7 protein-coding genes and 2 pseudogenes are annotated in these 14733 nt (G+C 56.0%); 5 read left to right on the forward strand and 4 right to left on the reverse strand.

Annotated elements, in window-relative coordinates; genetic code table 11:
* Nucleotides 1-212: 212 nt before the first annotated feature.
* From HA41_RS00080 to HA41_RS00100, 4 genes and pseudogenes are all read left to right on the forward strand, one after another.
* Nucleotides 213-1276 (forward strand): annotated as a pseudogene (locus HA41_RS00080) (mechanosensitive ion channel family protein).
* 547 nt (nucleotides 1277-1823) lie between these two features.
* On the forward strand, nucleotides 1824-2432 hold the full coding sequence (locus HA41_RS00090) for a glutathione S-transferase (protein WP_094119029.1): 609 nt from the start codon (nucleotides 1824-1826) through the stop codon (nucleotides 2430-2432).
* A gap of 589 nt (nucleotides 2433-3021) precedes the next feature.
* Nucleotides 3022-4221: an MFS transporter gene (locus HA41_RS00095; RefSeq protein ID WP_244175074.1), complete on the forward strand. Its 1200-nt coding sequence runs from the start codon at nucleotides 3022-3024 to the stop codon at nucleotides 4219-4221.
* Nucleotides 4222-4336: 115 nt separating this feature from the next.
* Nucleotides 4337-8940, forward strand: a pseudogene (locus HA41_RS00100) (ATP-dependent helicase).
* On the opposite strand, the gene HA41_RS00105 reads toward HA41_RS00100, so the two are convergent.
* On the reverse strand, nucleotides 8924-9838 hold the full coding sequence (locus HA41_RS00105) for a LysR family transcriptional regulator (RefSeq protein WP_094119030.1): 915 nt from the start codon (nucleotides 9836-9838) through the stop codon (nucleotides 8924-8926). The pseudogene HA41_RS00100 and the gene HA41_RS00105 sit on opposite strands and share 17 nt — an antisense overlap.
* Before the next feature lie 95 nt (nucleotides 9839-9933).
* Between HA41_RS00105 and HA41_RS00110 the strand changes: the two genes are divergently transcribed.
* A complete protein-coding gene (locus HA41_RS00110) occupies nucleotides 9934-10788 on the forward strand; it encodes an aldo/keto reductase family oxidoreductase (RefSeq protein WP_094119031.1) in 855 nt (284 codons plus the stop codon).
* A gap of 45 nt (nucleotides 10789-10833) precedes the next feature.
* On the opposite strand, the gene HA41_RS00115 is transcribed toward HA41_RS00110, so the two are convergent.
* The 3 genes from HA41_RS00115 to HA41_RS00125 form a co-directional block, all read right to left on the reverse strand.
* The gene (locus HA41_RS00115; protein WP_094119032.1) at nucleotides 10834-12333 is read right to left on the reverse strand and encodes an alpha/beta hydrolase; all 1500 of its coding nucleotides are present in this window, start codon (nucleotides 12331-12333) and stop codon (nucleotides 10834-10836) included.
* Nucleotides 12334-12351: 18 nt separating this feature from the next.
* On the reverse strand, nucleotides 12352-12918 hold the full coding sequence (gene pagP / locus HA41_RS00120) for a lipid IV(A) palmitoyltransferase PagP (protein WP_094119033.1): 567 nt from the start codon (nucleotides 12916-12918) through the stop codon (nucleotides 12352-12354).
* 360 nt (nucleotides 12919-13278) lie between these two features.
* Complete coding sequence (locus tag HA41_RS00125) at nucleotides 13279-14727, reverse strand: sugar porter family MFS transporter (RefSeq protein ID WP_094119034.1); 1449 nt, start codon at nucleotides 14725-14727, stop codon at nucleotides 13279-13281.
* Nucleotides 14728-14733: the final 6 nt, after the last annotated feature.

Genomic DNA, 14733 nt, shown 5'->3' on the forward strand with positions numbered 1-14733 from the left:
TAATCCATTGAGCGTCACGTGAAGTGCTCAGGGTGTTCATCCGCGCCAATGTCCGGGCGGACCACCTCAGCCAAAACAATTTCGGTTAACCCTGCGGCTATGGTTCATAATAAATGCTGCGCATTTAACGGATAACCGTGAAGACAACGGTTACTGAATGTTTGACACTTATCTGACAACTCAGGGTTGTTAGCTGAATATAAGGGAAAATAATGCCGTTGCTATTTGATGAGTTATCTGGTTTGCCATCATGGGTACCTGTTGTATTACTCTTCTCGCTCTCATTTGTACTGGGTTTTCTTGCACGCCTTATCCTTCTCAGGTTTATTCGCTACTGGCAGAGTCGTGATCGAAAACTGTTCAAATCCCTCGAAAAACATCTTCGTGGCTCGATGTTCCTATTCATTCCCTTATTGATGGTCAATGTCGGGATTAATTACATCGACATTCACCCGGATCTGCTGGTTTTTATTACCAATACGGTGAATGTTTTTATAATATTATCGTTTTGCTCAGTATTAATTCGATTAACGAACGTGGCGCAGGATATGCTATATATCCGCTACGACATCAATATTTCGAATAACCTTCGTGCGCGTAAAATTCGCACACAGATTATTTATGTAAAGAAAGTGGTCATTGTCATACTGGTATTATTCTGCCTCTCTCTGATTCTGCTCAGTTTTCCCGGCGTGAGAAAATTCGGTACCACTATCCTCGCCGGTGCTGGCGTAGCGGCATCATCATTGGTTTTGCCCTGCAGAAGTCGCTGGTCAATCTGTTTGCCGGTATTCAGATCGCCTTTACCCAGCCGATCAAAATTGACGACGCCGTGGTGGTAGAAAAAGAATGGGGCTGGATTGAAGAGATCAACCTGACCTATGTGGTGGTGCGAATCTGGGATTTGCGCCGACTGGTGTTGCCCATCACCTATTTTACAGAAAATCCGTTTCAGAACTGGACGCGCAATAATGCGCAGATTCTGGGCTCTGTTTTCCTCTACGTTGATTATTCAATGCCGTTAGAACCGCTGCGACAGCATTTTGAAAAAGTGCTGAATGAAACCAAACTCTGGGATCGGGAAACTCAGGTGCTTCAGGTGACCGATACCACCGAGAAGACCATGACGATCAGGATGCTGATGACCGCGCAAAATTCCCCGATAGCCTTTGATTTACGCTGTCACGTCCGGGAAAAAATGATTGAATTTATTCAGCAGAATTACCCGCAGAGCCTGCCTCACGTCAGGGCGTCACTTACCGATACCGCTGCCTGACAGGCGGTGAGGTGAGTTGCAGTCGAATAAAAGCGGAAGATACAGTGAGCCTTCTCGGCGTCAGGGCCGCTGTTCTTCCGCCTCTCACAAACGTGCCGCACTCTGCTTTCCGCTCCAGGCCAGAGCAGTCAGTCAATCGCCTGATTTATATGACCGGCGGCGTCGATCCGGCATAGTTTTCAGCCTCCGCATAGCATTGCCACTCTTGTGACAGACCAGGTTTAGCGTGGCCGGAAAGTTATCTCGCGCCGCTTTGTGGTGTGGTGCCAGCCTTCATTTTATCCGCATCAGGTTGCACACTTTACTGCCTGTTACACCACTGACTTTGCAGAAAAACTGCCGCAACTCCGGCTGCCAGTACAGATTTTATGGGGCGCCGAAGATGAGTAGCAACCCGTTAAGTATGGAAAGCGTTTGCAGCGCGACATTGTCTCTTCCACACTGCATATCTATGAGCAGGCCGGACACTTTCTAATGGAAGATGCTCCCTTGCCTGTCGCCGCACAGTTAATTGACTTTGTTAATCAACATAATATGAGGTAGAGCCATGATCCTGATCGGAATGCTGGATTCACCCTATGTCAGACGGGTTGCTATTTACATGAAGGTATTGGGTATTCATTTTGAACATCGCCCGCTTTCGGTATTCAGCAATTTTGACGCCTTATCACAAATTAACCCAGCCGTTAAAGTCCCAACGCTTATCACAGATGATAATCAGGTGCTGATCGACTCAACACTGATCATTAATTACCTTGAAAAATATTGCGGTCATACGCCTGCACCCACATCAGCGTCTGAAGCGGAACAAATACGGGATCTGCATCTTACCGGATTCGCCCTGGCAGCCTGCGAAAAAGCGGTACAGATTGTGTATGAAAAGCGTGTCAGGCCGGAAGAAAAACAACATCAGCCCTGGGTGAATCGGGTCACTCAACAACTTCATGGCGCCTGGCAAACGCTGGATAACGGGCTGCGGGAAAGTCACCCAGACATGTTGTCTGTAGCCGGTATTACTATTGCAGTAGCCTGGAGTTTTACAGATTTGATGCTGCCGGATACGGTGAATCGTACGCGCTATCCTGAAGGGGCCGGATTTACACTACTGGCCGAACAGCGACCGGAATTTTTGACAACGCCCATGAACCAGGCCTGAAGAGTCATTTAAAGCGCGGTAACGCAGGCCGTGATAGCTGAACTGCCCTCGGCTTCACATTCCATACAGGGCTGGCTTATTGCTATGGATGAAAATGGATTCCGGTGCCAGTTTACCGTCGGGGCGGCTCAACCGCGGCTGCGGTTAAGTCCGGCTATCAGCATCTTGCTAATCGCACAATATTCGGCTGGATAGAGTGACGGGCTGAACAGGCAGGCGCTGGCCCGGCTTTGAACTTCTTTCCAGCAAGGTACGGGACGACGGCACACATCGCCTATTCACGTCTCTTCCGGGATGTCTCAATTCACCACAACGTTCACTGTAATCAGTGAAATCAGACTGCGGAGATCCAGGAAGCAGACATTCTGTATAAACAGGCTGACAGTTATGCCTCATTGTGCTTAACGATATAGACATTAATTGTTTCAATGACTTATTCTCCGCCAACCTCACTTTTCTCGCTTTTCTGAACGGTTTGACCCCATCGCGATATCTGCATCGCAGGAAAGGTTAAAGCAAAAATATTGCATTAAGCCCGTACTGCCCGTATACCTTACTAAAGCTAATCCTTTGCATTAAGGTATCGATCATGACAGCCATCCCGCCCGTTCTGCCTCCCCGTTCCGCTGCACGTCTGACGCTTTTCAGCTTCATCGGCGCGGTATTGATTTCGGCCACCAGCAGCGCACCGACGCCGCTTTATCCGCTCTACCGCACGCTGTTTCATCTGAGCCCGTCGCTGCTCACCCTGATATTTGGTGTCTATGCCTTCGCGCTGCTGGCCGCGTTGCTGACGGTGGGGAAAATTTCTGACTATACCGGCCGACGACCACTGATGTTGCTGGCCCTGGCGCTCAATAGCGTGGCGCTGGTGATTTTTATCTGTGCTGATTCCGCTACGGTTTTAATCGGCGCACGTCTGGTGCAGGGCTTTGCGACCGGCATCGCCTTACCGACTTTTGGTGCGACCCTAATCGATGCCAATAAACATCGCGGTCCGCTGCTCAACTCCGTCACCGCCTTTCTGGGAATGACGCTGGGAACCCTGGCAGGCAGCATCCTGGTCACTTACGCCCCCTTCCCTACCGTGATGCTTTATGCGCTGTTGTTACTGGCGATGCTGGTGGCAATGGCGCTGTTGCCGTTGATACCCGAAACCATTTCACCTCAGCCTGGGGTGCTGGCTGCGCTGCGGCCGCAGGTGAAGATTCCGCGTCGTGCACTGGGCCCTCTGTTGAAAGTCGCGCCGGTGAACATTGCAACCTGGATGCTGGGCGGATTCTATCTTTCACTGATGCCGACGCTGGTGATCAGCGCCACCGGCCTGACGTCGCCTTTTATCGGTGGCAGTGTGGTAGCAACCCTGATGCTGAGCGCCACCGCCGCGGTGTTTTTCTTCCGGTCGCTGCCACCCACGCGAGCACTTTTTGTTGGAACGCTGATGCTGATAGCCGGCGTCAGTCTCACTCTCTCTGGAGTCGGTTTGCATGCCGTCGCCTGGCTCTATCTCGGTACGGCCATTGCGGGTCAGGGATTTGGCTCAATCTTTTCAAATGTGCTGAAGATTATTATGCAGCTCGCTGAAAACCATGAGCGCGCCGGGCTGTTCTCGGCCTTTCTCATCAAAAGCTATCTCGCCTTTGCGCTACCGGCGATTCTGGCAGGCATCGCTGCGCCACACATTGGCCTGACCCTGACCGCGTTTCTTTATGGCATGACGATTGTGATGCTGGCGCTGGTGTCGTTGCTGGCGGTCAGATCCGGTTCATTTGCCCGGGCGCACAGCTAAATAGTGGGACTGAATGACCAGCCTCCCCGCCACGTCATTCACAAATCGGGATTATCATTTACACTCAAACGGTTCGATTCACTGAGTCCTGCTGTTGGGTAACGCCATAAATATCATGCCTGAATCCCGTCCTGATGATGCTTTAGCCCTGTTTTCGCCCGCGACGCGGCGCTGGTTTTCCACGACCTTTGATGCTCCGACGCCGGTGCAACAGTCGGCATGGCAGGCAATTGCCAGCGGTCAGCACTGCCTGGTGATTGCCCCGACCGGTTCAGGGAAAACGCTGGCGGCCTTCCTGACCGCCATCGACTCCCTGTTCCAGACCCGGACACAGCAACCTGCGCCCGATCGCGAATCCACCACCCGTATTTTGTATATATCGCCGGTCAAAGCGCTGGCGGCAGATGTGCAGCGCAACCTCAATCTGCCGCTGGCCGGCGTGATGGCTGAACGTCAGCAACGGGGCGAGCCAGAGATCACGATCAATGTCGGGATGCGATCCGGCGACACGCCAACGGCTGAGCGGGCAAAACTGTTGCGACGTCCACCGGATATTCTGATAACCACCCCTGAATCGTTATTTCTTATGCTGACCTCGAAAGCTCGCACTACGTTGCAGGGCGTGACCACGGTCATTGTTGATGAGGTCCATGCGGTAGCCGGATCAAAGCGCGGCTCGCAGCTGGCGCTAAGCCTTGAGCGGCTGGATGCGTTGCTGCCGCAGCCTGCTCAGCGCATTGGGCTTTCTGCCACGGTACGCCCGGTCGAACGCGTCGCTGAATTTCTGGGTGGCTGTCAGCCAACCCTGGTGGTGAATCCCGCCGCTGGTCGTACTCTGCATCTCAGCATTGAGGTGCCGGTAACGGATATGACCGATATCGCCAGCGATCCGAATCCCCATAGCAACACAGGTCAGCCCAGCGGATCTATCTGGCCGCATATCGAGACGCGCATCCTGCAACTGGTGATGGCGCATCGTGCCACGCTGGTGTTTGCTAACTCACGCGGGCTGGCTGAAAAACTCACCGCGCGACTGAACGAACGTTACGCGGTTCAACAGCAGACAGAAAGCCTGCCGCAGCCGGCGCAACACTATGCCTCCTTTTCCGGTGGCAGCCAGAATCGCAGTGACAGCGCGCCCGCGGTTATCGCCCGATCTCACCACGGTTCGGTGTCGAAAGAGCAGCGCAGCGAAATTGAATCGGCGCTGAAACAGGGCGAATTGCGGTGTGTGGTGGCGACGTCAAGCCTGGAGCTCGGCATTGACATGGGGCCGGTTGATCTGGTGATCCAGGTGGGTGCACCGTTGTCAGTCGCCAGCGCGCTGCAACGGGTTGGCCGGGCCGGACATCAGGTTGGCGGTGCTTCCACCGGGATTCTGTTTCCTCGCACCCGCCGCGACCTGCTTGATGCGACGGTGACGTTGCAAGCGATGCAGGCCGGGCAGCTTGATGCCCTTTCACCGCCGCGTAATCCGCTGGATATCCTGGCGCAGCAGACGCTGGCCGCTGTCGCCATGGAACCTTTACAGGCGGATGCGTGGTTTGAACGGGTGCGGCGTGCCGATCCGTTCCGCGCCCTATCGCGCCGCCTGTTCGACGCTACGCTGGATATGCTGGCCGGAAAATTCCCTTCGGATGATTTCACACATCTGCGGCCCCGCCTGGTCTGGGATCGCCAAAGCGGCCTGTTAACGGCCCGTCCTGGCACCCAGCATCTGGCCGTTACCAGCGGTGGCACCATACCCGATCGCGGTATGTTCAGCGTTATCCTGCCTGAAGGCGAAGAGCAATCGGGATCGCGGCGGGTCGGCGAACTGGATGAAGAGATGGTTTACGAATCGCGGGTCAATGACATCATCACCCTCGGGGCGACGTCATGGCGGATCCAGCAGATAACTCATGATCAGGTCGTCGTCATACCAGCGCCAGGCCGATCCGCACGCCTGCCGTTCTGGCGCGGTGAAGGCGTTGGCCGGGCCGCAGATTCAGGTGCCAGCCTGGCGGTGTTCTTGCGTCAGCTTGATAATGCGACGCCCGAAGAGGCACAACAGCATCTGCATTCCCTCGGGCTGAATGATAATGCCATCTCTAATCTGCTGTCGTTACTGGCTGAGCAGCGCGCTACCACTGGTGTCTTGCCTGGCGATCGCACCCTGGTGATTGAACGCTGCCGTGATGAAAGCGGTGACTGGCGGGTGATCCTGCATTCACCCTGGGGACAACGCATCCATGCACCCTGGGGGCTGGCGATCGCGGCACGCATCCAGCGGCGACTGGGCATTGATGCGTCGGTGGTCGCCAGCGACGACGGCATCATAGCCCGCTTCCCCGACAGCGAAGGTCGGGTTCCGGGAGCGGAACTGTTTGTGTTTGATGCCGATAGCCTGACGCAGGAAGTCACTGACACGATAGGCAGCTCGGCATTGTTTGCTGCCCGCTTTCGGGAATGCGCTTCGCGCGCGTTGCTATTGCCGAAGCGTAATCCGGGTAAACGTTCACCCCTGTGGCAGCAGCGTTTGCGGGCCGGTCAGCTGCTGGAAGTAGCTCGCCAGTATGAAGATTTCCCGATCCTGATTGAGACCGCACGCGAGTGTCTGCAGGATGTCTATGATTTGCCCGCTCTGCACCGCCTGATGAATCAGATACAGCAGGGAAGCGTGCAGTTTGTCGAGGTCACGACTGACGTCCCCTCGCCTTTCGCGGCGCCGCTGTTGTTTGGCTATGTGGCCGAATTTATCTATGCCAGCGATGCGCCGCAGGCTGAACGCCGCGCCTCACTGCTGGCGCTCGACAGTAACCTGCTGGGCGAACTGCTGGGTCAGACCGATAAAGGTGATCTACTGGCTCCCGCCGTTGTTGAGCAGGTAGAGCAGGCGTTACAGCGCCTGGACCCACGCTATCAGGCCCAGCATACCGAAGGCATCGTCGATCTGCTACGCGAACTCGGCCCGCTATCGCTACCCGAAATTGAAGCACGTTTCAGCGGCGATCCCTCACAGGCAGTCGCGGCATTACAGCAGTTTGAAGAGGCGCAGCGGGTGATTTCGGTCACCGTTGCCGGTGAGGCGCGCTGGGCGGTGGTGGAAGATGCTGCCCGTCTGCGCGATGCCCTTGCTACTGCCATCCCCGACAATCTGCCCGCCACCTTTTTACAGCCGCTACCCGATCCGATCCGCGATTTGATCACCCGTTATGCCCGCACTCACGCCCTGTTCAGCGCGCAGCAGCTTGCCGATCGCTATGGTGTGGGCGTCGCGGTTATCAACAGCGCACTGCTGCCTTTACGCGAGCAAGGCAACCTGCTGCACGTCGGCAGCGAAACCGGCCAGGCTGACGGCGTCTGGGTCTCAGCCGACGTTTTCAAACGGTTGCGGCTACGTTCACTGCAATCAGCTCGCGAGGCAACACGTCCGGTCCCGCCTGCTGCCTGGGTAACGCTGCTGCTGGAGCGGCACGGCGTGCTTAATCCGGCAGCCACCTTTACCCGTGAAACCTTGCCTGTCGCGCAACCCCTGTATGAAGGCATTGATGGGCTAGCGCGGGTAATAGAGCAGCTGGCGGGCGTGGCGCTGCCTGCCTCGCTGTGGGAGTCGCAGATCCTTCGCGCCCGAATTCGTGATTATCAACCCGCGATGCTGGATGAACTGTTAGCTAACGGCGAGGTGCTCTGGTGCGGTCATAAAGCGTCAGGACACAATGACGGGTTAATTTCGCTCCATCTCGCCGAATTTGCCGCTGAAACGCTGCCACCATCAGACTCAACGCCGTCACCGACAGAATTACAACAAGCCATTCTTGAGGCACTTAGCCACGGCGGCGCGTGGTTCGCCCACGAGATCATGACAAAACTTGCGGGGCCGGAAACGCCGCCGTCCGGCGATATTTATGCCGCTTTATGGCAACTGGTGTGGCAGGGCGACATCACCACCGATACCTGGACTGCCGTGCGTGGGCTGCTGGGCTCGCCGGGCGCGACACGTTCCCGACCTGCGCGCGCCTGCGAAGCCGTCACGTTCAGCGGTTCGCGCCCTCAGCCCCAACGGGACGCGGTCCGGGCGTCAACACCATTGCCGGACGCTGGTCACGTCTTGTCCGGCGGGATATTTCACCAACACGTCAGGCGCTGGCGCTGGCCGAAAATATGCTCGACCGCTACGGCGTCATCACGCGTGGCAGCGCAATTTCGGAACAGATCCCAGGCGGTTTCCCTGCTTTGCAGCCGGTATTGCGCGGCATGGAGGACGCAGGACGGATTATGCGTGGACGCTTTATCGCTGGCGCGGGCGGCGCGCAGTTCGCTGATGCCCTGACGATTGAGCGTCTGCGTGAACTGGCACAGCAACCAGCTGACACCACCGCTGCAGTGGCGCTTGCCGCCATGGACCCGGCGAATCCGTTCGGTGCCACGCTTGGCTGGCCTGTCCATATGTCCGGCGCACGCCCGGTGCGGAAGCTGGGTGCGCGGATCGCGATTGTGGGCGGCGAACTGGCGCTCTATCTGCCGCAGGGCGGAAAAGATCTGCTGATCTTTACGCCGGATGAAGCGCAACAGCAGGCCGCCATCGCGGCACTGGCGCGGGCGCTGAAGCGTGAAAAATCGCTGAGCTTTACGCTGGAAACGGTAAACGGTCAGCCGGTCTCGCAGTCGCCGTTACTCAACACCCTGCGCCATGCCGGCTTCTCCCGCGTGCCGCAGGGATTCAGCTGGTACGGTTGAGGTTGTCTTCTCGAACAAAATCGATAAAGGCCTGCAGCGGCGCCGGAATTAACCGGCGGTCATTGTAGTAAAGCCACGGGCCAGAGAAGCTCAGCCACCAGGGCTGCAACAGCGGCTCCAGTTTACCGCTGTCAAAACAGGGCCGCAGCCACTCCTCAAACAGATAAATAATTCCGCTACCGGCAATGGCCGCCTCAACGGCCAGATCCATTGCTCCGCCAACACTTACCACCAGCGGTCCGCTCACCTGCACAGTGACGTCACTGCCATCCCGGCTGAATTCCCAGTCCGGCATAACGCCACTGGCGTAGCGTCCTCGCAGACAGCGATGATGGATCAGATCGCGCGGATGATCGGGACGGCCATACCGGGCAAGATAAGCCGCTGAAGCCGCTGCCGCAAAGCGCTGGCGGCGTGGGCCAATCGGCATCGCCACCACATCCTGCTCCAGCCGCTCATCGTAACGAATGCCAGCATCGCAGCCGTCGCGAAAGACATCCTGAACGTTACTTTCCGCCACGATCTCCAGCTGAATATCGGGATATCGCCGCAGGAACTCCGGCAACAACGCCGGTAACACCAGACGCGTGGCGCTGACCGGTACGTTGAGCCGCAGCGTACCGCCTGGCGTATTGCGGTAGAGATTGATCGCATCCAGCGCAGCGTTGACTTCATTCATTGCCGGGAGCAGCCGATCCATCAGTGCCCTGCCCGCTTCGGTTAACACGACCGTCCGCGTGGTGCGGTGAAATAACCGGATACCAAGTTGCTGTTCGGCACGGCGCACCGCATCGCTCAGACGTGACGCATTACTGCCGGTCACCCGAGCCGCCTCACGGAATCCACCGGCTTTTGCCACCGCAACGACTGCCTCCAGTAACGCTATCTCTACCGCCATTGTGCAGCACTCCGTACAGTCTGTCCTGATTTCACCGGATAGTTGCACAACCTTAACCCCGTTACAATCATTCTACATTCACGCAGGAGGTTTCCATGTCACACACCACCATGACCTATCAGCTGGGCGATCGTAATGTAAACCGTCTGGGCTATGGCGCTATGCAGCTGGCGGGACCAGGCGTCTTTGGTCCGGTCAAAGATGAAGCACGGGCCATTCAGGTACTACGCGATGCGGTTGCCACGGGCGTTAATCATATTGATACCAGTGATTTTTATGGACCGCACGAAACCAACAAGCTCATCAAAAAAGCGCTACATCCTTATCCGCAGGATCTTTGCATTGTGACGAAAGTCGGTGCCCGGCGTGATGCTAAAGGTGGCTGGTTGCCCGCTATGGAGCCCGACGCGCTGACCCAGGCGGTAGAAGATAACCTGCGTCATCTCGGAGTGGATGTCATCGACGTAGTGAATCTGCGCAGTATGTTTCAGGTATTTGCACCACAAGAGGGGTCGCTGGAACCGCAGCTGACTGCGCTACTGGAACTGAAAGCGCGTGGATTGATCCGGCATATTGGCCTGAGTAACGTCACGCCGAAGCAGGTTGCTGACGCGCAGGCAATGACCCCGATTGTTTGTGTGCAGAATATGTATAACCTGGCAAACCGGCAGGATGATGCGCTGATCGATCAGCTGGCACAGCAACAGATCGCCTATGTGCCGTTCTTCCCGCTGGGTGGCTTCTCGCCGTTGCAGTCGACGCAGTTAAATGAGGTCGCTGCCTCGCTGAATGCCACGCCGATGCAGGTAGCGCTCGCCTGGCTGCTGCGCCGCTCGCCGAATATTTTATTGATCCCTGGCACCTCCTCGTCCGAGCATTTGCAGGAAAATCTGGCCAGTGCTCAACTGACGTTAACCGATGAGATCATGGCAAAGCTCAACGGTATCTGAAGCGCATAGCCCGCCAGGCGGGCTTTTTTTATTTGCTGTTCGGTGTCAGAACTGCTTAAGACAGTTCACCCGCGAGGGCCGATCGCTACAGCGGATGTGGTGATCAATTCTGTCGATCATATACGGATAAAACGGATTCGATGTGGCGCGCATTATCGAGTCGAGCCCGACGATCAGCACGGCACTCTCACCCCGCAGTGATAAGGTGCCGAAGCTGATACCGTACTCATTTTTGATGGCTGGCTCATTGCCATATAAACCATCCTGCGCCGGAAACGGAATCGCGACGTGGGAGAGTGAATAGAGTCCGGCAGGATAATTGATCGCCAGAGGCTGCGTCTGCTCGCTGATCTCACCGGCAGGTACGGTTTTTGTCACCATGTTTAACGACGTCGCCGTTGCGTTGGTGATCACCGTTGAGGCGTATAACCGACGCGCGGCCGGCAGCAGCTGATTAACGGCGGTGTACGAAGAGTGACGGAATAGCGGACTAACGCTGACTGCCTGATTGATATCAAACAGCACCAGTTCGCTGCCATTATCCGGCAGGTAATTATAGAGAGAACGAATCACCGACGGGGTGCTGACGGTGGAATCCATTACTGACTGAAAGGTCAGGATCGGCGGGAATGCCACCAGCTGTTGTTGACGTGACGCCTGCACAATCTGCTGTTGCAGTGCCTGAGTTAACAGATAGGTCTGACGGGCGGCGTGCACCGGAAAGGAGTTGTACTTAAAGGGATTGAACTCCGGCACAATGTTCAGCCACGCCGTTTTAGAAAAAGCGGGAAAAATCGACGGCAGCCCCGCGATACCGGCAAAGCGGGCGAAACGGGTTACGCCTATCATCGGCGACAACAGAATCAGCTGTTGCGGACGGCGTAAATGGTGATCGGTCAGGCTGTCCAGCGTGTATTTCACCGCCAGCGCCCCGCCGTTAGAAAATCCGACCAGATGAAGAGGCGTCGTCTCACCCGCCATCCGGGTCGCTTCACGTACCGCCAGCCGCGTGGCAGCCAGCCAGTCCTGCCAGTCTACATCCGTCAGCCCAGCCGGTACCGTGCCGTGACCGGGTAACCGCAGCGCCACCGCAACATAACCCTGCTGGCGGTAGGTTTCCGCTACGTGTCTCAGGCTATAGGGACTGTCGGTCAGGCCGTGCAGCAGGACGACGGCACCCCTCGGTACGCCAGTGGGTCGCAGAATATAGGAGCGGTTCCAGTCGTGATCAAAATTTTCGGGGTAGATCAGACTGCGGGCATAGTAACGGTTAAGCGGCGTTTTCTCGTCCGCCTCGAGCTTATTGCTGACCTGCTGTTTCATCTCATCAAAAAGCCGGTTTTCCGCCGCAAGGTAATCGGCATAACTGGCCTTATCAAGCTGCTCAATTGTTAATTCATGGGGGACCCAGGTGTGCCAGCGATGTAATTCGGGACCGCGCTCAGCCTCATACACACGGAAGATCAGCAATAGCCCCACAATCAATCCCGCGCCGAGAAGAAAGCGTTTGCTCCAGCGGGAGATTATTTTTAACGTCCTGGTCATGCATCCTTTCCTGAAAAATTAAAATCCATAACGAAGCCATGCAAATAAAACATTGCCATTGTTGTAGGTGCCGGGAATATAGGTGAACTGCACATTCAACGCTTTATAACCCGCAGAGAACAGCGGCAGGACGATCGGCAACGGAATATATCCACCGAAATCTTCGCGTGCCGTAATACCCGCGGTTATTCCCGCGCCTAAACGGAAATCCTGATTTTCACCAGGATACCAGCCCTTTTCCCAGCCATAACCCACAATCGGCTGCCACTCATTATGCGAGTCTTTAAACGCCATCGCATATAACGCATTCCAGTTGCCGCTCTCATCAAAACGGGAGACACCCAGACCACCGCCCCACGGCATCTCGTTATAGTGATCGGTTTTCTCTTTGTCATACATAAAACGGGCATGCCAGCTGATAAAGGGCAGATAGAGATCGGTATGCTGCGGTGCATTCCAGGTCTGGGCAACATCATCCGTCACCCCATCCCACCAGGATGACAGAGAGGAGACCGCGGTTTCAGCATAGAGCGGACCGGCGGCCAGCGTTGAAGCAAGCAATACCGTTGCGGTAGCAATTTTCATGACAGGTCCCGTCAGCGCGGTGGTGATGACGAATGAGTATAGCGCAGTCCTTAACGTGCTGATTGTCACCCGTCATGCTTCGTTTAATCAATGACGAAGGAGTATAGCGGAGCCCTTAACGCGCTAATTGTCATTCGTCATGCTTCACGTAATTAGCGGATAATGCGCTAATTAACGCAAACTGTCAGTGATGAAGGTGCTGTTTTCAGCCCGCCAGGAACTGAATTTCAGGCTGAAATCGCCAGCAGTGAAGGCATTTTGGCCACTGATTACAGTGAATGTCTGAGCGGTACAGCGGAAGGTTAACGGCGGACAGGCGGCAGAAAAAAAACCGGACTGGAGTCAGTCCGGTTCAGGGGATCAGGCTTCAGCAGCCTGTGATTTTTCGCCAAACTTCTCTTTCATATGGGATTCAATCTCTTCCAGACTTTTACCGCGCGTCTCCGGTACCATCGCCATCACAAAGATCAGCGAGCCGACGTTAATCGCAGCAAAGATAAAGAAGGTTGTGCTGCCGGCATATTCCATGATCGGTGGGAAGCCAAAGGCGACTATCGCATTAAAGATCCACTGTAATGAGACGGCACCGCCGGTTAATACCCCACGCAACTGCATCGGGAACAGTTCTGACATCATCAGCCAGTAAACGGGTGAGATGCACATCTGCATACAGAACAGGAACAGCAGAATACAGCCCAGGGCGAGGTAACTTTGCATCAGGCTCGGGCTGATGAAGGTCATCACGGCACCCAGCATAATCTGCGAAGTGATGACCAGACACAGGCCAGTGATCAGCATCGCCCGGCGTGGGAAACGACTGACCGCCCAGATACCCACAATCGCCGCCACGACCGAAACGACCCCGTTGCCGATGGTTGCGGCGATCGAGGCGCTGGTGCCAAGACCGGTCTGTTTCAGGATGATAGGCGTGTAATACATAAAGCCATTAACCCCGGTAAACTGCGCCACGAAGCCCAGACCGACGCCGATAATCATCAGGCGTATTACCCACTTCTCGCGGATCAGGGTTTTTGCATCAGGACCCCGTTCCGCCGCCCGCGCCTGCTTCTTCATCTGCGCCATTTCATGACGCACTTCTCGCGGCGTTTCCCGCAGGTATTTGAGGATCTTTTTCGCTTCTTTCAGGCGGCCTTCCGCCACCAGCCAGTGCGGTGACGCCGGAACAAAGAAGGTTCCGATAAACAGCAACAGGCCAGGCACCATTGCGATGGCCAGCATGTAACGCCACAGATGCGGATCGTGCAGCAGATAACTCAGCAGCGTACTGGCCACGTAGGCGATCAGCTGACCGGTGACAATCATCAGTTCATTACGACTGACCAGCGGCGCACGGAGTCGTGGGCCGGCAATCTCAGCGATGAACACCGGCACGGTCGAAGAGCCGCCACCCACCGCGATACCGAGCAGGAAACGCATCGCCACCATCACATTGACCGATGGCGCCAGCGCCGTGCCCAGCGAGCCAAGCACAAACAACACAGCCAGGCTGCGCAGCGTGATACGTCGACCAAAGCGATCGGAGAAGAAGCCGCTCAGGAACGAACCGATGGCCGCACCGAACACCAGTGAAGAGGCCACCAGCCCTTCGGTGAAGGAGTTCAGCCCAAGTCCGCCCTGATCCGGCGGAGAAGTCATGTAAGGTAAGGCACCGGAGATAATCCCGGTGTCATAACCGAACGCCAGCGCACCCATAGTGGCAACCAACACCACAAGAAAAATACGCTGGCGTACCGTGTCGGCAGGCGCGTGTTCGCCCGCTTCACCCGCGTCTGGTCTATTCGTACTCATAATTAC

This window comes from Pantoea conspicua (assembly GCF_002095315.1).
GTDB classification, from domain to species: Bacteria; Pseudomonadota; Gammaproteobacteria; order Enterobacterales; family Enterobacteriaceae; genus Pantoea; species Pantoea conspicua.